At 64.7% G+C, this 24,607-nt stretch carries 18 protein-coding genes; 10 read left to right on the top strand and 8 right to left on the bottom strand.

The genetic code is table 11. The annotated features are described in order from the left end of the window. Window positions 1-2 precede the first annotated feature (2 nt). A complete protein-coding gene (locus ABIB91_RS34490) occupies window positions 3-1,169 on the bottom strand; it encodes an ABC transporter substrate-binding protein (protein WP_502917057.1) in 1,167 nt (388 codons plus the stop codon). 316 nt (window positions 1,170-1,485) lie between these two features. Here ABIB91_RS34490 and ABIB91_RS34485 point away from each other — a divergent pair, with 316 nt between their 5' ends. From ABIB91_RS34485 to ABIB91_RS34475, 3 genes are all read left to right on the top strand, one after another. Further along, window positions 1,486-3,876, top strand: a complete 2,391-nt coding sequence (locus tag ABIB91_RS34485) for a bifunctional diguanylate cyclase/phosphodiesterase (RefSeq protein WP_354171217.1) — start codon at window positions 1,486-1,488, stop codon at window positions 3,874-3,876. Between the two features lie 258 nt (window positions 3,877-4,134). Then, window positions 4,135-5,427 (top strand): MFS transporter, encoded by a 1,293-nt coding sequence (locus ABIB91_RS34480; protein WP_354171238.1) that lies wholly within the window; start codon window positions 4,135-4,137, stop codon window positions 5,425-5,427. Window positions 5,428-5,569: 142 nt separating this feature from the next. Continuing rightward, the gene (locus tag ABIB91_RS34475; protein WP_354171219.1) at window positions 5,570-8,155 is read left to right on the top strand and encodes an EAL domain-containing protein; all 2,586 of its coding nucleotides are present in this window, start codon (window positions 5,570-5,572) and stop codon (window positions 8,153-8,155) included. 65 nt (window positions 8,156-8,220) lie between these two features. On the opposite strand, the gene ABIB91_RS34470 is transcribed toward ABIB91_RS34475, so the two are convergent. Then, entirely contained in the window at window positions 8,221-8,505 is a 285-nt protein-coding gene (locus tag ABIB91_RS34470) for a hypothetical protein (protein ID WP_157158654.1), read from the bottom strand. Window positions 8,506-9,136: 631 nt separating this feature from the next. On the opposite strand from ABIB91_RS34470, the gene ABIB91_RS34465 reads away from it, so the two are divergent. The 3 genes from ABIB91_RS34465 to ABIB91_RS34455 are packed head-to-tail and all read left to right on the top strand — an operon-like array spanning window position 9,137 to window position 13,714. After that, on the top strand, window positions 9,137-10,102 hold the full coding sequence (locus ABIB91_RS34465; RefSeq protein ID WP_354171221.1) for a class I mannose-6-phosphate isomerase: 966 nt from the start codon (window positions 9,137-9,139) through the stop codon (window positions 10,100-10,102). Continuing rightward, entirely contained in the window at window positions 10,090-12,366 is a 2,277-nt protein-coding gene (locus ABIB91_RS34460) for a glycosyltransferase family 4 protein (RefSeq protein ID WP_354171240.1), read from the top strand. Before ABIB91_RS34465 ends, ABIB91_RS34460 begins: the two co-directional genes overlap by 13 nt. A gap of 43 nt (window positions 12,367-12,409) precedes the next feature. Further along, complete coding sequence (locus ABIB91_RS34455) at window positions 12,410-13,714, top strand: glycoside hydrolase family 130 protein (RefSeq protein WP_354171223.1); 1,305 nt, start codon at window positions 12,410-12,412, stop codon at window positions 13,712-13,714. A 95-nt stretch (window positions 13,715-13,809) separates the two neighbouring features. On the opposite strand, the gene ABIB91_RS34450 is transcribed toward ABIB91_RS34455, so the two are convergent. Both ABIB91_RS34450 and ABIB91_RS34445 read right to left on the bottom strand, forming a co-directional pair. Further along, window positions 13,810-14,613: an isocitrate lyase/PEP mutase family protein gene (locus tag ABIB91_RS34450; protein ID WP_354171225.1), complete on the bottom strand. Its 804-nt coding sequence runs from the start codon at window positions 14,611-14,613 to the stop codon at window positions 13,810-13,812. Between the two features lie 56 nt (window positions 14,614-14,669). After that, window positions 14,670-15,569, bottom strand: a complete 900-nt coding sequence (locus ABIB91_RS34445) for an alpha/beta fold hydrolase (RefSeq protein ID WP_354171227.1) — start codon at window positions 15,567-15,569, stop codon at window positions 14,670-14,672. Window positions 15,570-15,689: 120 nt separating this feature from the next. Between ABIB91_RS34445 and ABIB91_RS34440 the strand changes: the two genes are divergently transcribed. Continuing rightward, entirely contained in the window at window positions 15,690-16,178 is a 489-nt protein-coding gene (locus tag ABIB91_RS34440) for a MarR family winged helix-turn-helix transcriptional regulator (RefSeq protein WP_354171229.1), read from the top strand. 137 nt (window positions 16,179-16,315) lie between these two features. Then, the gene (locus ABIB91_RS34435) at window positions 16,316-16,771 is read left to right on the top strand and encodes a hypothetical protein (RefSeq protein ID WP_007600940.1); all 456 of its coding nucleotides are present in this window, start codon (window positions 16,316-16,318) and stop codon (window positions 16,769-16,771) included. Between the two features lie 91 nt (window positions 16,772-16,862). Here ABIB91_RS34435 and ABIB91_RS34430 read toward each other — a convergent pair whose 3' ends face one another. The 4 genes from ABIB91_RS34430 to ABIB91_RS34415 form a co-directional block, all read right to left on the bottom strand. After that, window positions 16,863-17,285 carry a hypothetical protein gene (locus ABIB91_RS34430; protein WP_354171242.1) on the bottom strand — a complete coding sequence of 141 codons (423 nt, stop codon included), beginning with the start codon at window positions 17,283-17,285 and terminating at the stop codon, window positions 16,863-16,865. A 22-nt stretch (window positions 17,286-17,307) separates the two neighbouring features. Then, the gene (locus ABIB91_RS34425; protein ID WP_354171231.1) at window positions 17,308-17,661 is read right to left on the bottom strand and encodes a hypothetical protein; all 354 of its coding nucleotides are present in this window, start codon (window positions 17,659-17,661) and stop codon (window positions 17,308-17,310) included. A gap of 60 nt (window positions 17,662-17,721) precedes the next feature. Continuing rightward, a complete protein-coding gene (locus tag ABIB91_RS34420; protein WP_219683461.1) occupies window positions 17,722-18,258 on the bottom strand; it encodes a hypothetical protein in 537 nt (178 codons plus the stop codon). A gap of 182 nt (window positions 18,259-18,440) precedes the next feature. Beyond that, window positions 18,441-19,052, bottom strand: coding sequence for a TetR/AcrR family transcriptional regulator (locus tag ABIB91_RS34415; protein WP_007600944.1), 612 nt, complete (start codon window positions 19,050-19,052; stop codon window positions 18,441-18,443). A 129-nt stretch (window positions 19,053-19,181) separates the two neighbouring features. Between ABIB91_RS34415 and ABIB91_RS34410 the strand changes: the two genes are divergently transcribed. Then, window positions 19,182-20,411, top strand: a complete 1,230-nt coding sequence (locus tag ABIB91_RS34410) for a cytochrome P450 (RefSeq protein ID WP_354171234.1) — start codon at window positions 19,182-19,184, stop codon at window positions 20,409-20,411. A 278-nt stretch (window positions 20,412-20,689) separates the two neighbouring features. After that, window positions 20,690-24,349 (top strand): AsmA family protein, encoded by a 3,660-nt coding sequence (locus ABIB91_RS34405; protein ID WP_354171236.1) that lies wholly within the window; start codon window positions 20,690-20,692, stop codon window positions 24,347-24,349. Window positions 24,350-24,607 lie beyond the last annotated feature (258 nt).

Here is a 24,607-nt window from a genome sequence, read left to right as displayed (position 1 = left end):
CTCTACAGCCGGTCCACGGCTTTGAACGTCCCGTCCTTCTGGATCACCGTTAAAAACACCTTTGGTGGCGCGTCGATCATGCGCATGCCGACGGTGACGGTGCTGCCGCTGATGTCGAAGCGGCCGACATCGTTGATCGCGCGCAGCAGGCTCGCGCGGGTCGGTTGCGGTCCGGCCTGTTCCAGCGCCGCGGCCGCGAGACGGCCGGCGATGTAGCCTTCGAGCGACACGAAATTCGGCGTCAGCGTCGGGTCGAACGCGGTTTGCGCGGCCTGATAGTCGGCGACGAGCTTGAGCGAGCGGTCCCAGGGAAACGGCACGACCTGCGTGACGACGACGCCTTCGCCCTCGGGGCCGAGCTCCCGGGCGAGCGCAACGGCGCCGACGAAAGAGATGTTGACGAAGGTCGGATTGGCGCCGCTGCGGTGCGCGAGCTTGATGAACTCGGCGCAGGGACCGTAGGTCCCGACCATGACGATCGCCTCGGGTTCGACGCGCTTGATCGTGCGCCAGGCCGAAGCGACGGCGCGGGTGTTGCGCTCGAAGCTGCCTTCGGCGGCGAGCTCGAGGCCGCGCCTGGCAAGCGCGCGCTTCACGCCGGAAAGACCGTCGCGCCCGAAGGAATCGTCCTGGTAGAAAATGGCGATGCGGGTGAAATGGCGATCCTCCGTGAGGTGCTTGACCCATGCCTCGGCCTCGGCGCCATAGCTCGCACGGATGTTGACCACGTTGGCGAGCTCGAGGTCGCGTAAGAACTCGGCACCGCTGAACGGACCGATGAAGGGCACGTTCCTGGCGCTGGTGATCGGTATCGTCGCCACCGCGGTCGGTGTGCCCACCGCACCGATCAGCGCAAACACCTTGTCGTCCTCGATCAGCTGCAGCGTCTGCGCTACCGAGCGGTCGGGGTCGTAGCCGTCGTCGCGGCTGATGAGCTGGAGCTTGCGGCCGTGGACGCCGCCCTTGGCGTTGATTTCGGTGAAGGCTGCGACGATGCCCTGCCGCATCCGCTGTCCGAGTGCGGAGGAGGGACCCTCGAGTGCTGCGGCCTGGCCGAACAGGATCGCATCCTCGCTGACGCCGATCTCGTCGGCTTTCGCCGGCAGCATGATTGCTGCCAGCAGGACGACGGTCATGACGATGGACGTCGCAGATCGAGATCGATACATCAGGAAAAGTCTTGCCGGTGCGGTGAGTAGCTTCGGGAAAGCTATCGCCGCAGGATGAATCGGCGATGTATCGATGGCTCCGTACTACTCCGGGGAAAACCGGCAACTTGCTTCGACAACGTCCGCATCACCCTGCACTTCATTAACTAAGCCGGCTAATGCAGAAAAGCCGGGTTCCGAAATTGTGCAGTTCTTAACCGCGGTCCTGTTCCGATAATGGCTCCGGCGGTTCAACCAGAGGTTCGGTTGACCGGGAGAGGGGACGGCGGTTTCTGGAATGGGCGGTCGGGATCAGAACGATCAGGATCGGAGGCGTATGACCGGATGGTGGCGTGCCGCGCCGCTGCTCGGGCTCTATCGCCCTGCGCTCGTTGCGGTCGGCGTTGGTCTTCTGTTTTCGGTCGTGGCTGCGGCCGCGGTGGCGCGATGGGAAGGCCGCGTCAACAAGATCGAGTTCGAGAACGCGGCCGAGACTGAAGTGATCGTCATGCAGAACGGCATGGGCGAGTACATCTCCAGGCTCGTCGCGCTGCGCACGCTGTTCGAATCGACCAACCAGGAGATCACCCGCAGCGAATTCGAGACCTTCAGCACCCGCCTGTTCGAGCGCCATCCCGGCATGCTGCGCATCTCCTGGGTGCCGCGCGTGAACCGCAAGGAGCGCGCCGAATACGAGGCCGCGGCGATCATGGACGGTGTCTCCGGGTATCGCATCAAGTCGCTCCAGGGCGATGGGTTCGCGACCGCGCCGCAGAGCGACGAATATTTTCCGGTGCTCTACTCGACCCAGCCGAAGACGTCTCCGGTCTACGGCATGGACTACGCGACCGTTCCGGAGCGCCGCGCGCTCCTCGAGCGCGCGCGCGACACCGACCGGGTCTCGGCCATTCGCACCCGCCTCTTCGAGCCGAGGGCGGGCGGCCGGTTGCCCGACGTTCTCGTCGCCATTCCCGTCTACGCCAAGGGAACGTCGCGCGACACGGTCGTGGACCGACGCCGCAATCTCGCCGGCTTCGTCGTCGGCGTCTTCGACCTGCCGCTGCTGATCCAGTCCATTCGCGTGACCACCGGCGCAAGCCCCGCGGTCAGCGTCAACGTCTATCCGCCGTTTGCGTGGCAGATCGTCGGCCTGGAGGAGATGCTGCCGGATTATTCGTCGGCCGCCACGGCGCCGCAGTCGATGCGGGACGTCGCGCGGGCCCTGCACTGGTCGGGCAATCTCAAGATCGGCGACACCGACTGGCAGGTGCGGGCGGTGCCGACTGCCGGCGGTCCGCTGGAGACGACTTACGATCGCGCGGGCGCGGTGCTGATCGTCGGCATGCTGCTGACGCTGTCGCTTTCGACCTATCTCATGCTCGCAAGCCGCAATTCGCAGCGGTTGTCGCTGGCGAACCGGCGGGTGCTCGAACTCGCCCAGACCGACATCCTGACCGGATTGCCGAACCGCGCTTTCTTCCTGGCCCGGCTCGACGAGCTCAATGGCCGTTTGAAGGACGGCGGTCGGACCTTCTCGATCCTGATGCTCGACCTCGACCGCTTCAAGAACGTCAACGACTCGCTCGGTCACGGTGCCGGCGATGCGCTGCTGCGTCAGGTCGCACAGCGGCTGAAATCCGCGCTGCGCGCCAGCGACGTGCTGGCCCGGCTTGGTGGCGACGAATTCGCCATCATCCAGGAAGCTTGCGAGGATCAGCGCGTCTGCTCGACCGAACTGGCGGGGCGGATCGCCAAGCTTGTGGCCGAGCCGTTCCTTCTTCCCGGACACCGCGTCGAGATCGGCACCAGCATCGGCATTGCGATCGCGCCCGATCACGGCAGCGATCAGGAGCAGCTGCTGAAGAAGGCCGACCTGGCGCTCTACCGCTCGAAATCGTCGGGCCGCAACTGCTTCACCATCTACGATAAGGCGATGTCGGCCGAGCTCGAGGCGCGCAGCACGCTGGAAGGCGATCTGCGCGACGCCATTGCGCGGTGTCAGCTCGAGGTGCACTACCAGCCGTTCGTCGACGCCCTCAGCGGCGCGCGGCGCGGCTTCGAGGCGTTGGTGCGCTGGAGGCATCCGACGCGCGGCTTGATTGCGCCGGACCAGTTCATCCCGCTTGCGGAGGAGACCGGGCTGATCGTGCCGCTCGGCGAGTTCGTGCTGCGACGCGCCTGCGCGGACGCGGCCGGCTGGCCGTCCGACCTTGCGGTTGCAGTCAACCTGTCGCCGATCCAGTTCAAGGAGGCCGAGCTGTTCGAGATGATCAGCGCGGCGCTCGCCGATTCCGGGTTGCCGCCCCGGCGGCTGGAGATTGAGATCACGGAATCCGTTCTGCTGGAACGCGGCGTCGAGAACCACGCCTTCATGGAGCGGCTGAAGAGCATCGGCATCGCGCTCGCACTCGACGATTTCGGCACCGGCTATTCGTCGCTCAGCTATCTGACCGCGTTCCCGTTCGACAAGATCAAGATCGACAAATCGTTCATCCGCAACCTCACGCATCAGCCGCGCAGCTCCGCCATCATCTCCTCGATCGTGACGCTGGCGCGCGGGCTGGACATGTCGGTCACCGCCGAAGGCGTCGAGACCCGCGAGGAGTACGAGCGGCTGAAGGCGCTCGGCGTCAATTTCGCGCAAGGCTATCTGTTCGGCCGCCCGCACCCGATCGAACGGATCCTGTTCGACCCGGCCGTCAAACCATCCCAGCTCGACGCCGCCTGAGCGCCCGCCTCGTCCTTCGAGACGACCGCTTCGCGGTCTCCTCAGGATGAGGCTAGGTGGCATCGCTGCCGGTCGAACTGCTGCCGCACACTCCGTCCTCATCCTGAGGAGCCCGCCTAAAGCGGGCGTCTCGAAGGATGGCCGCAGGGAAACCGCACTCGAATGCGATCGCGCTCTCGCTCAACGGGCATGCGCGAAAAGCGCTTGACCCGGGCAGTCCCGGATGGTCGGAAGGACCGTCCAGGGATGAAACACACAATGCGGCTTCCGTTCTTCTACGGCTGGGTCGTGGTCGCGGTGACTTTCGTCACCATGGCCATCGGCGTCAACGCGCGCACCGCCTTCTCGCTGTTCTTTCCTCCCATCATCTCCGAGTTCGGCTGGGAGCGCGGCGTCACCGCGGGCGCCTTTTCCTTCGGCTTCGTGGTGTCGGGCATGGTCAGCCCGTTGATCGGCCGGCTGATGGACCGCGCCGGCCCGCGCGCGGTGATGGAGCTCGGCGTGGTTCTGATGGGTGGCGGGCTGCTGCTCGCGCCGCTCACCAGCCAGCCATGGCATCTCTACGTCACCATCGGCGTCATGGTTGGCGCCGGCTCGGTGTGTCTCGGCTATTCCGGCCAGTCGCTGTTCCTGCCGAACTGGTTCATCCGCACACGCGGCCTCGCCATCGGCATTGCCTTCGCCGGGGTCGGCATCGGCTCGGTGACGCTGCTGCCCTGGGTGCAGCACTTGATCGAACAGACCGGCTGGCGCGCGGCCTGCACGGCGATGGGCCTGATGATTCTGATCGTGCTGGCGCCGATCAATCTGTTCCTGCACAGGCGCCCCGAGGATATCGGCCTGCGGCCTGACGGCGATGCCGCGCCGGCCGCAGGCGCCGCAAAACCCGTCTCCAACATCGTCGATCCCGTCTGGGCCCGGACCGAATGGACACTCCGGAAAGCGGTCACCACGGCGCGGTTCTGGTGGATCGCGCTCGGCTATTTCTGCGGCCTGTACATCTGGTACGCGGTGCAGGTGCACCAGACCAAATTCCTGCTCGACATCGGCTTCAGCCCGGGTGTCGCGGTGTGGGCGCTCGGCATCGTCAGCCTGCTCGGCATTCCCGGCCAGATCCTGCTCGGCCATGTCTCCGACCGGATCGGGCGGGAATGGGTATGGGCAATCAGCTGCGCGGGTTTTGCGATCTCTTTCGCGGCGCTGATGGCTCTGAAATTCCAGCCGTCATTGTGGCTGGTCTATCTCATGGTGTTCACCCAAGGCGCGCTCGGCTACGGCCTGACCTCGATCATGGGCGCAGTGGTGTTCGAGATTTTTCAGGGCAGGCACCAGGGCAGCATTTTCGGCACGATCATGCTGGCGGCATTGGCGGGCGGCGCCGCCGGTCCCTGGGTCACAGGCTTGCTTTACGATCGACTCGGCGACTACACGCTCGCCTTTGGCGTTGCCATCATCGTGAGCGGATTGTCGGCGCTCTCGATCTGGCAAGCCGCGCCGCGCAAGGTGCGCGCCGTCGCCGGCAAGCTTCAGGCGGGAACCGCCCCCGAATAGGTTCCGTACGCACCGAATTACCTTCGCGTCTTTTGCGGAATGTTAAGCATGTCGCGGTGCGAGCGGACTGCAAAAACGTCTTGGACACCATCGCGGCGCTAGCCTCGGTTGCCATATCTTCCCGATGCCTCCGGGTCCAACGATGTCTGCCTCCGATTGTCCCATGACAGAAACTCCGGAAGTGCTGTTGGCCGCGCTCGAACGCGCCGACGAGGGCATCGTCATCGTCGACAGCGCGTATCGCATCACGCATTTCAATGCCGGTGCAGAGCGGATCTGGAAACTCGCACGGGCTGAGGTGCTCGGCCGCGACGCCGGACTTCTCAGCCTCAAATGCCTCCAGGCCGAACCGTGTGCGGAATTCCGTGACGAGATCAGCCTGGTGCGACACGACGGCAGCCGCATCCGGGCGGCCATCTCGCTTTCATCCATTGCAAGTGGCGGCGTGACCCATCGCATCGTGTTCGCGCGTGACGTTACCGCGGATGCCGAGCGCCGCGTCAGGATCGGGCTTCTCCACGCCGTCTCCGACCAGACCAACCGCGCGGTGCTCATCACCGACACCGACCAGAACATCGTCTACGTCAATTCCGCCTTCACGACGCTGTTCGGCTACACCAGCGAGGAAGCCGAAGGCCGCCGTGCCCGGGGCCTGATCGCCGGCCGCCACACCGATCGCAAGGCCGTTGCGAAGCTCGTCAAGCGCCTGATGGATGGCGGCCACCGCGGCGAGGTCGAGATGCTCGCCTATGACAAGGATGGCGAGGAGATCTGGGTCTGTGCCCGCATCGATGCCTTCCGCGACAGGAAGGGCCAGGTCAAGCACATCTTCGCGCTGCTCGAGGACATCACGGAGACCAAGCAGCTGCACTCGCTCCAGCAGCTCATCATGGGCGCGCTCGCTGATGAGGTTCCGATCGGCGAGATTGCAGACCGGCTGTGCCGCCGTGTCGAGCAGATCGCGCCCGACGTCGTCTGTTCGCTGCTTCACGTCGATGCCGCGGGCCTGATCCATCCGCTCGGCGGCCCAAGCCTGCCCGAGGGCTATTCCCGCGCACTGGAGGGCATTGCCATTGGCCCCAATGTCGGCTCGTGCGGAACCGCGGCCTTCTACGGCGAGCCGGTGCTGGCGACCGATCTGGAGACCGACCCGCGCTGGCAGCCCTACAAGGCGATGCCGCTCGCGATTGGCCTGCGCGCATGCTGGTCGACGCCGGTCAAGGCCAAGGACGGACGGGTCATCGCCACCTTCGCTTTCTACTACCGGGAGCCGCGCGCGCCGAGCAATTGGCACCGCCGCATCGTCGATGCCTGCGTCAATCTCGGCGCCTTCGCGATCGAGCGCAAGGAAGCGCGCGCCGAGATCGCGCGGCTCGCCTATCACGACATCCTCACTGGTCTGCCAAACCGCGCACAATTGCGACGCCTGATCACCACCGCCATCGATGCCTGCCCGACCGGCAGCCACGTCGCGCTGGCCTTCCTCGACGTCGATCATTTCAAGGACGTCAACGACACGCTCGGTCATGCCGCCGGCGACGAGCTCCTGATCCAGCTGGCGCAGCGCCTGCGCGAGCAGATCGGACCCGAGGACATGCTGGGGCGGCTCGGCGGCGACGAGTTCGTCATCCTGCTGCCACGACGCAACGCCGAGGGTGCCGCGCGCGTGGCGGCCGGAATCACCGAAGCGCTGGCCGCGCCGCTGCGGCTCGGCTCCAGGCAGCTGCAGATGTCGGCGAGCATCGGCGTCAGCCTCTATCCCGATCACGCGACCGACATCGACACCCTGATGCAACAGGCGGACGCGGCAATGTACATGGCCAAGCAGGCGGGACGTTCGACCCATCGCCTGTTCAGCGCCGAGATGAACGGGCTCACCGAGCAGCGGCTAGCCTTGATTGCGGCGCTGCGCCGCGCCATCGCCGAGGGCGCGCTGACCCTCAGGTATCAGCCGCAGATTCGCAGCTGCGACGGCGCGATCCATGGCGTCGAGGCGCTGGCGCGTTGGCACGATGCCGAACTCGGCGACGTCTCGCCGGCAAAATTCATCCCGCTTGCCGAAGAGTGCGGCCTGATCGAGCAGATCGGCCTGTGGTCGGTGCGCGAGGCCTGCCGGCAGATGGCGAGCTGGCGCCGCGCCGGGCTCGACATTCCATCTGTGTCGGTGAACCTGTCGCCGATCAACTTCCGCAACGTCACGCTGGCCGCGCGGCTCAAGGACATCCTCGCCGAATACGATCTGCCGGCGGATGCGCTCATGCTCGAGATCACCGAGGGCGCATTCATGCAGGACAGCGTCGCCGCGCTCGAGACGATGAACGCGATCCGGGAGCTCGGCGTCGGGCTTTCCGTGGACGATTTCGGCACCGGCTATTCCAGCCTCAGCCGGCTCGCCCATCTGCCGATCCGCGAGCTCAAGATCGACCGCAGCTTCATGCGCGACATCGAGCGCGACGCTGGCGCGCTCGCGATCGCCACCGCCGTGGTGCGCGTCGGGCAGGGCCTCGGCATGACCGTCGTCGGCGAAGGGGTCGAGACCGAGGCGCAGCGCAAGGTGCTGGCCGAACTTGGCTGCGACGTCGTGCAGGGTTTTCTTTACGCACCCGCGCTCGCGCCTGTTGCCTTCGAGCGCTGGCTGATCGAGCACTGCGCCGAGCAGGCGCAGGCGATGCTGGCTCGTCTCGACATTGCACCGGCCGGCGCGACTGCGGTGAAGCGGTCGGCGTAGGGCGTCTACTCTCGGAGCCGCCACGGCAGCAACGACGGGCTAGCCATCGAAATCAACGAAACGCGTTACTTCGATCGTGCCTGGTTTGGCTTTGGTCGGCATTGACGCGGCAATGCATAGTGAACGGTCAGCAAGCTTTCGTTCCTGTCGTCGAAAATCAAATGATCGGTCAAGGCCATTTCCGCGCGCATAGCATTGCAGCAGAAGATCATCCATCGATTGAACGTGGGCAGCGGGCTCATGGACCGGTAAAGCTCGCCACACTCGATGGTCACGTTCTTAAGGCCTTGCGCATTCGCCAATTCGAGCCGGGATCGAATCTCTTGCCGGAAACGGTCCGTTGAAACCATGCGACATCCGATTGCCGAAAACCCTTCTGAGAGGGGGATCAGCCGGCCAGTATTGAAATCGAGCGATGAGCCCTGTCAACTCAGACGTCAGGCCGTGTGACCATAGAGCAATGCCAACACAAAGATACAGCTAATAAAGCCGATCTGATTGATGCTCTCGTCTCGCTATTGGGCGACAGCGTTCCTATATGCTCGATATCGCCGCCCGCCCTTGGCAGTTATCGGTGACTGAGAGCATTGCGCTCCCGCCTCAACCACGAAGGCGGTCGGATGTCCGATATCCCAAAATACAAATCTCCTGGACTGATTGGTATCTCCGGTGCCGCTGCGGGTCGCTGCGTCGGCCTTCATGCAGCGGAATCCATTTTCAATTGATCTGCAGCAGCGATCTCGCACGCAGGTCGTCAGGAGGCTACGTGGCAAACACAGCAACGATCCGAAATTCGAACGGGCTTCCGGCCACATTCACGGGATCGAAGACCGGGCAGGACGACGCTCCGTTTGTCTTCGTGAAGGTCGGCGATGAAGAGCGCCGCATGCGAAGGGCCGAATGGGATGCGCTTCCGCCCTGGACCGGCCCGCGCCCGGCACGAACAGTCAACGATTGATCGCACAGCCTTTGGGGGCCCGCTTGACGATCGAACATGCTATCGTGCGAACCAAGCCGAAGCCCTGGGGCAGTCTCGATCTGCGGCCCTGGAGCCTGGCGTCGACGAGCGACGGCCCGATCGGGGAATTGTGGTTCGAGCGTCCGGGCCTTGCTGGGCCGGAGACGGCGTTGCTGCTAAAAATGCTCTTCACCTCCGAGCCGCTATCGATTCAAGTTCACCCGGATGATGCGTTCGCGCGCTCGATCGGGCTTGCCAACGGCAAGACCGAAGCCTGGTACATCGTCTCCGCGGTCCCCGGTGCTAGGGTCGCGGTGGGACTGAACCATCCGCGCTCCGCCGCAGAGTTGCGAGCGGCAATCACTGACGGCTCGATCGCCGATATCGTGGATTGGCAGCCGGTTCATCCAGGCGACGCCATTTTCATTCCTGCCGGAACCGTACATGCGATCGGCGCCGGCATCGTGCTCGTCGAAATCCAGCAGCACAGCGACGCCACGTTCCGGCTGTTCGACTATGGACGACAGCGCCAACTGCACATCGACAATGCCGTCGCGGTGGCGACAGCAGGCCCGCGCCAGATCCAATTGCCGTCCGAACGTCTGAGCGGCGCGCGAACGGTCCTCACGGTCAATTCATATTTTGCGCTGGAGCAAATTGACCTTGCTCCGGGCTCCGTTTGGATGCTCGACGCACCGAAAGAGACCTGGCTGCTGGCGATAGAAGGCCAGGCCCAACTCGGCTCGACGAGGCTGGCGCCGGGGGAGGCGATCTTCCTGGAAGCCGACCATGCGGAAATCGAGGTCGGTGCGAACGGGTTGAAAGCGCTACTGGCCTATCCCGGCCCGAAGATAAACCTCGCTGCGTTGATAGAGCGCAGCGCCGCGAGCGCCAGTTGCGCACCGCACGCCTTTCCCAGCACCCTGGTCGCGTCTCCCTTCGAGACCGCCGCGCTCAAACAATCGGAGACGCCAAATTGGCTGCCGTAAATCGTATCGCATTCATCGGCAATTCGCTTCCCCGCCGCTGCGGCATTGCGACCTTCACCACCGACTTGCAGAGCGCCATTGCGGCGTCCCGGAGTGATCTGGAGACCGTCATCGTCGCGATGACCGATCACGGCCAGGTCTACGATTATCCTGCCACCGTGGGCCTGGAGATCAACGACGACAGGCAAGATGATTATGTCCGTGCGGCCACTTATCTGAACAGCGGCGGCTTCGAGGCCGTTTCGCTGCAACACGAGTTCGGCATTTTCGGCGGCGAGGCCGGAGGCCAGATCATGGCGCTCCTGTCGCGCCTGACCATACCGATCGTGACAACCCTGCATACGATCTTGTCCGAGCCGACGGAGGCTCAGCGTGACGTCATCGCGCGCATCGTCGAATGCTCGTCCAAGGTCGTCGTGATGGCGGAGAAGGGTCGGGAGTTGTTGCGTTCCGTCTACCACGTGGCTGACGAGAAGATCGAAATCATCCCACACGGTATCCCGGAATTTGCGTTCGTCGAACCCGACGCGGCCAAGGCTGCGCTCGGATTCAGCAACAAGTCGGTCATCCTGACCTTCGGATTGCTGTCGCCGAACAAGGGTATCGAAGTCATGATCGATGCGATGCCTTCGATTCTGAAGACCCGACCCGACGCCGTTTACGTCGTCCTCGGTGCGACGCATCCCAACCTCGTGCGCGATCGTGGCGAAGCCTATCGTGAGTCCCTGATGGCGCACGCGCGCCAGGCTGGCGTCGAGGATCACGTCGTGTTCCTCGATCAGTTCGTCGACAAGAAAACGCTGCTCGATTTCATCTCGATGTCCGACGTCTACGTGACGCCGTACCTCAGTGAGGCCCAGATGACCTCGGGCACGCTGGCCTATAGTTTCGGCCTCGGTAAAGCCGTGGTGTCCACCCCGTATTGGCATGCCCGTGAACTATTGGCCGATGGCCGCGGCATCCTGGTTCCGTTCGGCGATGCGGCAGCGCTTGGCATCGAAATCGCCAAGCTGCTCACCAACGACGTGCTTCGGCAGGCGATGCGCAAGCGCGCCTATTCGAGCAGCCGCGCGATGACATGGGAAAGAACCGCCGAGCGCTATATGTCGATCTTCGAGAACGCCGGCCGCCGGCATCGGCTCAAGACCATCGCGCGCACGGATACTGGTACGCTGCTGCGCGACAGCCGCGCGCCGCCGGAAATGCAGCTCGGCCACTTCCTGTCGATGTGCGACGACACGGGACTGTTTCAGCATGCCGTTCATAGCGTGCCGGATCGTGCCCACGGCTATTGCGTCGACGACAACGCCCGGGCGCTGCTGGTGGCCTGTGCACTCAACAATCCGGGCGAAGAGCGGCTGCCGGAAGCGCTGACGGCGCGATTTGCCGCCTTCGTCCAGCATGCCTGGAATCCGGATACACGACGATTTCGCAATTTCATGGGCTTCAACCGCTGCTGGTTGGAGGACCAGGGGTCGGAGGATAGTCACGGACGCACGCTCTGGGCCTTAGGCGTGTGCGCGTTGACCGATGCCAGCACGTCGCGGCGCTCATGGGCCGCGGCGCTGTTTTCCGAAGCGATGGCAACAGCGGAAGAGTTTCGTTCGCCCCGTGCGTGGGCGTTCGTATTGCTGGGCCTTGATGCATACTGCTCGGCTGTCCCGAACGATGTCCAGGCGACCCGTTTGCGTGCCGTGCTTGCCGATCGGTTGATCTTGATCTTCGACACTGTGGCAACAGGCGATTGGGTCTGGTTCGAGGATGGGTTGGCCTACGATAACGCGCGCTTGCCCCAGGCGCTGATCATGACGGGCCTGGCGAGTAAGACATCGCGCTATGTCAATATCGGGCTGGAGTCGCTGCGCTGGCTTGTGAAGAGGCAAACTTCGGCGAAGGGCCAATTCCGCCCGATCGGCACGGCGGGATTTGGTGAGCGACGCCAACCCTCGCAAGCCTTCGACCAGCAGCCGCTGGAGGCCGCGGCGACCATCGCGGCATGCCTTGCCGCATGGCGGGCCGATCACGATGTCGAGTGGAAAGCCGAAGCCGCGCGGGTCTTTGCGTGGTTTCTGGGCAGCAACGATCTATCGGCCTCGCTGGTCGATTTGGAAACCGGAAGCTGCCGGGATGGCCTGCACCCCGATCGTCCCAATGAGAATCGCGGAGGGGAATCCGTGGTGTCGTATTTGCTTGGGCTTTCCGAGATTCGGCAAATTGCCCGCCTGAGCGAAAGCCGGGCCAAGCCTGCTCCTCTCGTCGCCTGACGGAGCCGGTTACAATTTCCTCCTTCAACCCATCGAGGCCGTTTTGTCGCAATCTCCCTTCCTCAAACGCCAAGCCCTTCAGCTGCGGCCTGATCCGACCCGTGTCATCGTTCGGCCTTTCAAGCCGGCAACCGAGCCGCGCGACCTCAATCCGACAGACAAGACCCGCGCCAATCATATCGTCGAACGGGTCCTCGCGCTCGATCCCGAGACGGCTAACCGGCAATTGGCCGACGTTCTGGAGAATTTCCTCGGCCGTCACCGCAACCTGTTGCAGATTTTCGAGGCACGCGCCGCGGAAATGGAAGAGGCGCTGGCCGACCATGCTGTATTCACGCAGGTGCAGCGCCAACTCGCGGGCGCCTATTTTCTTAACGAATATTCGTTCGAGGCCTCGGCATTGTTCAATCCGAGTATCGTGCCACATCCCGATCAATCCGGAACGCCGGAAGGCAGCCTCCGCTTCATCCTGAGTCTGCGTGCCGTCGGCGAAGGTCATGTGTCGTCCCTGACATTTCGGTCGGGGCTTATTGCGGCAGACGGGACCGTGACGATCGACCCGACGGCGCGTCTTGCATCCAGCCCCGATCTCGTCAGGCTGACATCGAGCGCCGGCGGCGACGGGGTTGATGTTACATTCGCGGCTGGCCAAGATCTGAGCGAGCGGGTGATTTTTCCGGTCACCGAAGCGCAGTCGAACGGGATCGAGGATGCCCGTTTTGTGCATTTCAGCAACGCCGGCGAGACGATCTACTACGCGACCTACACCGCCTATAGCGGACGCGCGATCCGGTCGGAGCTGATCGAGACGTCCGACTTTGTATCGTTCCGGCTATCGACCCTGAAGGGCAATGCCGCGCGCAACAAGGGCATGGCGTTATTCCCGCGCAAGATCGGGGGCAGATATGCGATGATCGCGCGCCAGGACAACGAGAACCTCTATCTGATTTTTTCCGACGATCTCCATACGTGGGATGGCGGCCAGCCGATTCTGAAGCCGCGATACCCCTGGGAGTTCGTACAGATCGGCAATTGCGGATCTCCGATCGAGCTCGATGAGGGATGGCTGCTGCTGACGCACGGTGTCGGCCCTGTGAGGAAATATTCGATCGGGGCCGCGTTGCTGGACAAGAACGACCCTTCGAAGGTGCTCGGCCGCCTGCGCGAGCCGCTATTGCGCCCGGACCCTTCCGAACGCGAAGGATATGTTCCAAACGTCGTCTACACCTGCGGCGCGATGCGCCACCGCGACAAGATCATCTTCCCCTACGCGGTCTCCGACAGCTTCTGCAATTTCGCGACCATCGAGATCGCATCGTTGATCGCGGCCATGGACAGTAACGCATAGGAACTGCGCTGACCGCTCTCGACGTCCATCCGATGGATTCGAAAAGCGTGAAGCGGTCGGCGCAGAACGCTGCTTCGAGCTAGTGATGGCCAGGCTCAGGCGTTCGGTTGCAGGAACGTGCCGTATTGCTTGGTCGCAGCGACCGCAGCCGCGGCCTGTCCGATCATCCGCATCGCTGCCATCATCGGCCACGGGCCAAGGCTCACCCGCCGAACGCCGACGCGAGCCAGATCCCGGATTGCGGGAACGCCTTTTGTCACCATGATGTTGACCGGCAGAGGCGTGAGCTGAACGAACCTTTCAATGAGAGCGAGGTCGGTGAGGCCGGGGACGAAAATTCCGTCGGCGCCGGCCTCGGCATAGACCTTCGCCCGCCGTGCCGCTTCGTTCATGCACTCGTCCGGCGATCCGAATTTCAGAAGGAACGGATCCGTTCTCGCATTGATGAACAGCTGAACTCCCAGATCTTTCGCGGCGTCCCGCACGGCCTTGATCTTGGCGGCATGGCGTTCGGGATTGACCAGCTGCCGCTGTCCCCCCGAGAGCCCGTCCTCGATATTGATGCCGACGGCGCCGGCTTTCAAAATCTCGGTCGCCGATCTTGCGGCGGCCTCCGGGGTGTCGCCATATCCTGCCTCCAGATCGATTGAGACTGGCACCGACACGGCCGCGGTCATTCGCGAGACCAGGCCGGTCAGCATGTCGAGCGGGATATTTTCTCCGTCGGCGTATCCAAGTGCGGAGGCGACCGCTCCGCTGCTGGTTGCGATGGCCGGAGAGGTCTTCGCGATGGCTTTGGCGGTGGCGGCGTCCCAGGCGTTGAACAGGACGAGCGGATCGCCCTTCCTGTGAAGGGCATGAAAGGTCTCGGCGTATTGCTGTTGGGTCTTGGCGTCCATTGCGCGCACTCCGGATTAGAGAACTCAAAGGGTGTTGTGGGCCACGCCCTCTGCGTTCAGTGCGTCTTGAACCAGTCCATGATCAGGCCGGTGACTTCTTCCTCACGCTCGAGGTGCGGGAAGTGCCCGACATCGGGCAGGACAATCCGCTGGTGCGGCCCCTTGAACAGCGGCTCCTCCTCGACCGAGTACCTCGCTGTCGGATCGTTGCTGCCGTAGATCGTCAGCGTCGGCGTGTGCATGTCATTGATCGGCAGCCGGCCCGCGAGCGCCGCATCGGTCAGGCCTCCGTAATATTTAAGCGCCGCGGCCATCGTGCCGGGCGAGCTGAGCGTCTCCTTGATCGAACGGATGTGCTCGGCATTGTTGGATGTCGGCGACCACAGCTTCCAGAGATAGTCGACGAAGGGAAGACCCTCGGTGCTGACCGCCGATACGGCGCCGGGCAACTGGAAGAAATAGACATGGAAGACGGCTCGAACGAGCTCCGGATCTCTTCTGATGCTTGAAATTGTAATCGGATGTGCGGTGTTCATGACCACGGCGGCCTTGATCGCGGATGGCGCCGTGGCCAGCGCCTGAAAGGTCGACGTGCCGCCCCAATCCATGCCGACGACGCGTGCCTGTCCGTCGTCGCTCAGCGCCGCGATGAGGGCTTCTAGATCCTTGCCCAGTGCGATGGGATCGAAAACTCCGTCCGCCGGAATCTCGGTCGGCGCATAGCCGCGCAGGAACGGCGCGACCGCACGATAGCCTGCATCCGCGAAGACCTGCAGCTGCTTTCGATACGACCAGGCATTGTCGGGAAAGCCGTGCAGGAACATGACCAAGGGGCCGTCGCCCTGTTCGAGATAGGCGAAGCGCACGCCGTTGGCCTGCACGTATTTCAAGGCGGGTTCAATGCCTCTGGTATTCGCTTGGGCATCCGCTTGTCGTGCCGCGCTCCCGATATTCATCGTCATTCTCCATGTCATCGTGCCCCGCGAGCAAATATGTGCGGAGCGCACATATTCGTCAAGTTGTTTTTTGTGCGCTCCGCACATATTGTCCGGCTCATGGAAACTGGAATCGCAAATTTGCTGGGGGCGCTTTCGCTCGCCGTCATGGATCGGATCGAGCAGGGCGCGCGCGAGGTCATAGGCCGCGGCGGCGAGACGCCTGCCGCACTGGTCGTCATCGGCTATGGCCAGGGCATGACCAACGACAAGCTGCGGCGGATCCTTGGCCTGTCGCATTCAGGAACGGTCCGGCTGGTGGACCGTCTGGTGTCGGATCGGCTGGTCGAACGTCGGCCCGGACAGGACGGCCGCGAGGTTGCTCTGCACCTGACAGCGAAGGGCGCCTCAACCCGCAACGAGTTGATGACGTCGCGAATTTCGGCCGTCGCGTCGCTTCTGGATGTGCTGTCGCCGGCTGAAACGAAACGACTCGAAACGCTGCTCCACGAGTTGTTGGCTCGGCAGGATACGTCCGAGATGGATCGCTTCACGATCTGTCGCATGTGCGACGACAGCGTTTGTACGAACTGCCCGTTGCCCACGGACAAGGGCAAACGCGCTCGCTAGCGGGTGCACTCGACGCCATCATCCGGCTTGCGAGGTCTGGTCGAGCGACTCGGGGCGCAACGCGCGTTCACGTCGCGGATAGGAACGTCCGGCGTTTCTCCACGTTGTCGGCCGTCGAGCGCAAACTGGGCCATACGATGAAGAAGATCGCCGCCATCCTTGTGATGCTCTCTGCCTTGCCGGCTGCTGCCGGTGCGGAGAGTTGGAGCGGCTACCGCATTCCCGAGACCGGGACCAGTGTCGACATCCCTTCGTCCATCTTCACCGAGCAAGCCGGTCGGCCCGACGGCTATGGCATGCAGTACCGGACCAGCGACGGCCGGGCGGATTTGACGGTTCAGGCCGTTCCGAACGAAGGCAGTTCACCGGCGGCTTTCCTGGCGCGGAAGAATCCGCCGTCCGGCATCACCTACAAGCGCATCACGCCGCGCTTCTTCGTGGTCTCCAGCACCCGGGGCGGCAAGATCTGGTACGACCGCTGCAATTTTGGCCGCCGCTACGTGCATTGCGTGCTGATCAACTACCCGGCCGCCGAGAAGCGGCAGTGGGATGCAGTCGTGACCCGCGTCAGCCACACGCTGAGCGGCGGTTGATCGTTCACAAAGAAAAACCTGCTTACAAAAAAATCTGCTCACAAAGAAAAAACTGCCCGCAAATCGCGGGCAGCAGTCTCGTGAGGATGGTTCAGCGCAAATTGGTCGATGTCGTCGACATGGTCGGTTTGGAGCCCGGCACGTGCGACATGGTTTTGGTGGTGGACCCGACCTCCTCGCCCGCCTTCACTTTCGTGCGGGTGTGGGAGCGGCTGAACGTGCCACCCTCATGCGCCTGCGCGCGCGCATTGGAATTTAGCACCGGACCGTTGCCCTTGTTCATGCTGGTGCCGGACTGCGCCTTGCCGTTGGCGGAGGCGGCGCTGCCGCCGGCTGCAATGGACGAGCCGGTCTGTCCGGAGCCCGACGTCGACGTGCCGCCGGTGCCGAGCGTGCTGGCCGAGGTGCCGCCGGCGGCAGCCGAGCCGCCGGTGCCGCCGGTCATGCTGGTTTGCGCCGACAACGGCGAGGCGGCGGTGAGCAGGAGTGCGACCGACGAGGTCGCGATCAACATTCTCATCTGTGAAATCCTTTTGCTATGGCGACGATGTCGAGATGGTGCAGCCGTTGACTGTGACGGTGCTCGCACTGGTCGAACCCGGGCCGCCGGCCGTCGAGGACGAACTCGACACGTTGCCGCCACCGGCCTGGATGTGCACCGACGATCCGCCGGCCGAGCTCGAGCTCGACAGCGAGCCGCTCGATGAGGTCGAGCCCGTTGTTCCCGAACCCGATGACCCCAGCGCAGTGATGCTGCCGTCGGGATGTTTTTCCACCGTGACACGGCAGGTCTCGCCGGACGCGGTCTTGCCGGTTTTCTGCATGGTTTCCCCCACAGCGGCGCTGCTCATCAAAGTCAAAACTGCGATCGCAACGATTGATCTGTTCATGCCAGTCCTCCTCAGGAAGGACGAAGGAGCGGCATTGCTGCCGCTCCGCCGGCCGGGATGTCAGTCCTTGTCCTTCTTCATCTCGTCCTTGTGGTGGCCTTTGCCTTTTTCCATGCCCATGTCGCTGGCATGTCCCGCGGAGGAGCCGGCGGCTCCCACGGTCGAGCCGCTCTTGCCGCCGCCGGCCGACGAGCCGCCGGTGCCGAGCGTCGATGCGGAGTTGGAGCCGGAGCCTGCCGCAGAGCCGCCCGTGCCGACGCTGGACGAGCTCTTGCCGCCACCAGCCGACGAACCGCCGGTGCCGAGCGTCGAGGCCGAGCCTGAGCCGCTGCCGGAGCCCGCGGCAGAGCCGCCGGTGCCGATGGACGAACTGCTGGTGCCGCCGCCGGCCGACGAGCCGCCGGTGCCAAGCGTCGAGGCCGAGCCTGAGCCGCTGCCCGAACCTGCCGATGAACCGCCCGTACCGATCGTCGAGTTGCTGGTGCCGCCGCCGGCTGACGAGCCGCCAGTGCCGACCGTCGAGCTCGACTGCGCCACGGCGAGCGCGGTACCGGCCAGCAGCGCGGCTGCGGCCGCAGACAATTTCAGAATCCTCATCGCTGTCTCCTCCAATGATCAAATTGCCAAAACAGGCCCGGGATAAAGTGGCAAGCTGCAGAAACGTTCCTTGGATCGGTATGACGATGTGGAAAATGCGCGCGAGAATTGCGACGAGGTTCCAGCGGCGCGGCGCGCCGATGTCGAGCGGGAACAGCGCGACGATCTGAAGAAAACAAACGCTACTTCGACGACAATCCCGTCCTGCGCCGCAGATCAGTGATCGCGCGCAGAAAGCTGTCGGCCGGCGTCGTCTCCGGATCGATCAGGCGATGCAGACGAAAGCCGTCTTCCAGCGCCAGCACGACGGAGGCCATCCATGGCGGATTGAGCGTGTCGTCCTTTGCGTTGCTCTTCAGTGTGGCCTCGACGATGTCGGCGACCAGCTTGCGCCGCGCGCGCAGGCGTTTTGCAAGCTCCGGCCGGCGCTTCTCGGCGCGCGCGACGAACAGGATCATCTCCATGTGCAGCAGCGGCGAGCGGCCGAGCGGGTCCTGCCTTGTGCGATCCATCGCCTTCAGCGCTGCGATGAAGTCGTCGAGATTGTCGTGCTGCGCGAGGATGTCCATGTTGCGCCGGATCGACTGCGCGACATGGTCCTCGATCATGGCGATGATCAGCTCGTCCTTGCTCTTGAAGTTGGAATAGAACGCACCGCGGCTGAATCCGGCCGCCGCTGCGATCGCCTCGATGCTGGCGCCGCCGATGCCGTCCTCCTCGAACACGCGCGCGGCCGCCTCGAACAGCCTGTCGCGCGTGTCGTCCCTGGTCGGCCTGGTTCTCACCCTTGACATCGGAGCAGGTTAGGGCAGAATGCAACTCGATACAACAATGTATCGAGTTAACAATTCAGGGATGATTGCGCCGCGCAAGAGGGGCTGCCCGGCGTATGCGATTCATGCGGCAACCGATGTGAGGTCACCATGAACGAGCATGTGCAAGGCACCGGCGGTCCGCTGTTTAATCCACTGTCGCCGGACTTCATCCGCGATCCCTATCCGCATTATGAGCGGCTCCGCGCGATCTTTCCGATTCACGTGACGCCGTTCGGCCAGTTCGTCACCAGCCGCCATGCCGATGTCAGCCTCGTGATGCGCGACAAGCGGTTCGGCAAGGATTTCGTCGAGCGTTCCAAGCGCCGCTATAGCGAGAAGATCATGGAGGAGCCGGTCTTCCGCAGCATGAGCCACTGGATGCTGCAGGCCGATCCGCCCGACCACACCCGCCTGCGCGGCCTCGTCGTGAAGGCCTTCACCGCCCGCCGCGTCGAGGACATGCGGCCGCGCATCCAGCAGATCGTCGACCAGACCATCGATGCCGTGATCGAACGCGGCCACATGGACCTGATCGAGGATTTCGCCTTCCGCCTGCCGGTCACCATCATCTGCGACATGCTCGGCATCCCCGAGGACCATCGCGAGACTTTCTATAACAGCTCACGCGACGGCGGACGGCTGCTCGACCCCGTGCCGCTTTCGCCGGAGGAGATTGCCAAGGGCAACGCCGGCAACATGATGGCGCAGATGTATTTCCAGCAGCTGTTCGAGCTGCGTCGCAAAAATCCCGGCGACGATCTCATCACCCAGCTGGTGCAGGCCGAGGAAGACGGCAACAAGCTCACCAACGAGGAACTGACCGCCAACATCATCCTGTTGTTCGGCGCCGGCCACGAGACCACGGTCAATCTGATCGGCAACGGCCTGCTGGCGCTGCATCGCAATCCGGACCAGCTCGCGCTTTTGAAGGCGCGACCTGAGCTGATGGTGGGCGCGATCGAGGAGTTCTTGCGCTACGATTCCTCGGTGCAGATGACCGGGCGGGTCGCGCTGGAGGACATCGACGATGTCGGCGGCGCGAAGATCCCGAAGGGCGAGACCGTGCTCTGCCTGCTTGGCTCGGCCAACCGCGACCCGGCGGTCTATCCTGACCGGCCCGACCGACTCGACGTCACCCGCCAGAACGTGAGGCCGCTGTCGTTCGGCGGTGGCATCCATTTCTGCCTGGGGGCCCAATTGGCCCGTCTCGAGGCCGAGATCGCCATCGCCACGCTGTTGCGGCGGCTGCCGAACCTGCGCATCGACGACCTCGAAAACCCGGAATGGCGGCCGACCTTCGTACTACGCGGCCTGAAGCGGCTGCCGGCGAGCTGGTGATGGCCGCCAGCACTGATTCTGCGAGCATTGGCCCTCATCCTGAGGAGCCCGCAAAGCGGGCGTCTCCAAGGATGGCCGCGGGCGAGAGCGGGGCCTCTATGGTTCGAGACGGCGCTTCGCGCCTCCTCACCATGAGGATCTCACACCCGCGTTAACCTCCGCGCGCAACAGTCGCTGTGACTTCGCCACACTTCCCCCTATATAAGGGGCTGTTCCGGTACGTCTGAGGCCCTGCGGCTCAGGCAAGGCCCGCATCCGGTTTGGCCGAGGGGAGACCCGTGCAGACGACGCTGCTCGGATTGGCGATTGCCTTTATCTTAGCGCTGCTGGCCGCTCTGATCGGGCCTTACTTCGTCGACTGGAACCAGTTCAGGCCCCAGTTCGAAGCAGAGGCCGGCAGGATCATCGGCGTGCCGGTGCGGGTGGCGGGCGAGCTCGACGCGCGGCTGTTGCCGGCGCCGACGCTGCGGCTGCGCGCGGTCACCTTCGGCGGCAACAACGATCTCGGCCGCCTGCGCGCCGACAAGCTCGACGTCGAGTTCAGCCTGAGCTCGCTGATGCGCGGCGAATGGCGCGCCACCGAGCTTTCGGTCAACGGCATGGCGGTCGATCTCGGCCTCGACGCGCACGGGCGGGTCGATTTGCCGTCCACCGCAAACGGCAGCTTCAATCTGGCTTCGCTGGCGATCGAGCGGCTGAACCTCACCGGCCGCATTGCCCTGCATGATGCCGCCAGCCGTTCGACGCTGGAGCTCAACGACATCGCCTTCTCCGGCGACGTGCGCTCGCTGGCCGGCTCGGTCCGGGGCGACGGCAGTTTCACCGCCGCTGGGGTGCGCTATCCGTTCCGCGTCTCCTCCGGCCCGAGCGCCGACGGCAACGCCACCCGCCTCCACCTCAACGTCGATCCCGGCGAGCGCGCCATCCTGGCCGATCTCGAAGGCGTGCTTGCCTTCGACAATCGCCTGCCGAAATTCGAAGGCGCGCTGACGCTCGCGGTGCCCGCGCCGAAGAAGCCGAGCGATGCGGGGCCGATGCCCTGGAAGCTCACGACGAAACTCAAGGCCGATCCGGCCGGCGCCAAGTTCGAGCAGGTCGACGCCAGCTTCGGGCCCGAAGACTCCGCGCTGAAGCTCGGCGGCGTCGGCGATGTCAGGTTCGGGGCCTCGCCGCTGCTGCGCGCGGTGCTGTCGGCGCGCCAGGTCGATGCCGACAAGCTGACGGCCAAGAACGATGCCGAGCCGCAGCGCATCCTTCCGGCGCTCCGCGCAGGCCTCGCCGCAATCCCGCAGGCGCCGATCCCGGCACAGATCGAGTTCAACTCCGACCAGATCATGCTCGGCGGCCGGCCGCTCCAGAACATCACGGCCGAGCTTGCGACCGACGGACGATCCTGGACCTTCCAGCGGCTCGAGCTGCGCGCCCCGGGCCAGACGCAGCTCTCGCTCAACGGCGCCACGCCCGGCGCCGACAGTTTCAGCGGCCGTCTCAGCGTCGATTCCTCCGATCCCGATACGCTGGTGGCCTGGCTTCAGGGCCGCAGCGAGGTCAACCGCCGCAGCACCCGGCCGATGCGCCTTGCCGGCGACGTGACCATTGCCGCCAACCATTTCGCCATTGACAGGCTGAAGGCCGAGATCGAGGGCGGCGCGGTCGAAGGCCGCATTGCTTTCGTCCAGACCGGCGCGAGCAAGGGCTCGCGGATCGACGCGGAGCTCAAGGCCGACCGCCTCGACCTCGATGCCGCCGCGAGTTTCGTGCGCGCGCTTTCGGGGCCGCAGGGCGAATGGCCGGAGGAAGCGAAGCTTTCGCTCGATATCGGCCGCGCGATCTCGGCCGGGCAGGAGCTGCGGCCGTTCACCGCGAAACTCGGCTACGGTCCGGCGTCGCTCTCGCTGGAGCAGTTGCGGTTCGGCCAGGCCAGCGGCGTGACCACGGAAGCGAGCGGCAGCTTCGACCGCGCCAAGGCCATTGGCAAGCTCGCGCTGAAATCCTCCGCCAATTCGCTGCGCGATCTCACCGCACTGATCGAGCCGTTTGCGCCGTCGGTGCGCGCGCGCTTCGACGCCATCCCGTCGCTGCCAGGTGCGACCCGCCTCAAGCTCGACCTCAGCCTCGACAAGAACGCCGAGCATGCCGATCGCAACGACGCGCGCGCGGTGATCGAGCTCGACGCGCCGCAACTCAAGGCCACCGCGACGCTGGCCGCGCAGACGCCGGTGGCCGCCCTCAACGGCATCGACATCGACCGTTTGCGCAACAGCGACTTCACGCTGGATTCGAAAGTCTCGACACCACAGGGAAGTGCGCTGCTGGCGTTGCTGGGGCTCGATCGCGTGGTGGCCGCGGGCGAGGGCGCTTCGCAGTTCGAAGGCCACTTGGGCGGCGCGTGGCGCCATCAGCTGCAATTGAATGCAAAGCTTAGCGGCGGCGGGCTGGACGCGGACGCACAAGGCAACGTCGAATTGTCGGAGCCGAAAGGCAGCGTGAATTTGCGCGTGCGCAACGCCAATCTGGCCCCGCTGTTCGGGACCAGCCTGGCCGATAAATCGGTGCAGAGCGTCAATCTGTCCTCGCGCGTCGGCCTCGCCGGCAACCGCCTGACCTTCAACGATCTCGACAGCACACTGGCCGGCTCGCATTTGCGCGGTCATCTGGCGGTGACGCTCGATCAGGAGAAGACCGTCGACGGCGAAGTCGGCCTCGATACGCTCGACCTCGTGCCCGCGCTCGCGATGGCCATCGGCGCGGCCGGACACGATGCGAATGCGCCGTTGAATGCCGGGCTTCTCGGCGGCTGGCGCGGCCGCGTCGCCTTCCAGGCGTTGCACGGCACGTTGCCCGGCGGCATCGAGCTGCGCCCCTTCGGCGGCACGGTCCGGAGCGACGGTCAGTCGCTCGCGCTCGACGCAATGAAGGGCGGCGTCGGCGGCGGCGAGATGTCGGCGAGCCTTGATGCGCGCAATGGCGCCAATGGTCTGACGCTCAACGCGCGCATCGAACTCGGCAATGTCGACGCGGCGGCGCTGCGCTATCGCGACCTTGCGCTGCCGAAGGGACGCGCCTCGGCGCAGATGGCGCTGACCAGCCAGGGCCGCAGCGTTGCGGCGCTCACCGGTGCGCTCGCCGGCAACGGCACGGTGACGCTCGAATCCGCTGAAATCTCCGGCCTCAATCCGCGCGCCTTCGAGATCGCCATCCGCGCCAGCGACGGCGGCCAAATTGCCGACGACAACCGGCTGCGGCAACTGGTCGAGCCCGCGCTGTCGGCGGGTCCGATTGCAGTGGCCTCGGCGCAGATCCCGTTCACGATCCGCGACGGGCGCCTGCGCGTCGGCGCAACGTCGTTGGAGGCGAAGAACGCGCGTGCCATCGTCTCCGGCGGCTACGACATCCCCGCCGACCAGGCCGACATACGCGCCAGCCTGACGCCGATCATGACCGGGCTCTCCGGCGCACCGCCGGAGATCCAGCTGTTCGCGGCCGGTCCCCCCGACAGGCTCAATCGCACCGTCGATGTCGGGCCGCTGTCCTCGTGGCTTGCGGTACGCACGATCGACCGCGAGACGCGCCGGCTGGACGCCATCGAGCGCGGCGAGCCGCCGCCGGCGACCGCCGCGCTGCCGACGCTGGTGTCGCCGGATCCCGTGCCGGAGCCGTCGCTGCAGGATGTGCCGATGCCCGGCCGCGATCCCCGCCGTGCGCCGCCGCCGAAGCCCAAGGCCGACATCAGGGTCGCGCCGACACCGAAGCCGCCGCACGCCGCTCCCGCGGCGCCAAGCCCGCCACTGACAAGCCCTCCACTCACAAGCCAGCCGCTTGCAAGCCAACAGATCGCGCCGTTGCCCCCGCCGATCGACGTGAGGCCGGCCCCGGGGCCGCCCCCCGCAAAGCCCAAGCCAAAGCCGCCGCTGGTGCTGACGCCGTCAAATCCGTGATTGGTTTGGAGGTCGGGCCGCTCGCCTTCTTAACCTCTCCCGCTCGCGGGAGAGGTCGGCGCGTCCGGGCGATGCGAAGCATCGTCCCGCGTGCCGGGTGAGGGCTCTCTCCTCTGGGGGAATCCCTCCGTTGAGACACCCTCTCCCCACCCCTCTCCCGCAGGCGAGGGCTTTGCTTAATTGGCCGAGCGGGAGTGAGGCTCGATATGGGGTATTTTTTTGTGCGGCCTCGGATGGCGCGCGAACGCAGACGGTCTT

It is taken from the genome of Bradyrhizobium sp. JR4.3 (assembly GCF_040547695.1).
In the GTDB taxonomy this organism is placed as follows: domain Bacteria; phylum Pseudomonadota; class Alphaproteobacteria; order Rhizobiales; family Xanthobacteraceae; genus Bradyrhizobium; species Bradyrhizobium canariense.
Note: the sequence above shows the minus strand (reverse complement) of the source record. Positions and strands in the feature narration are given on the sequence as shown.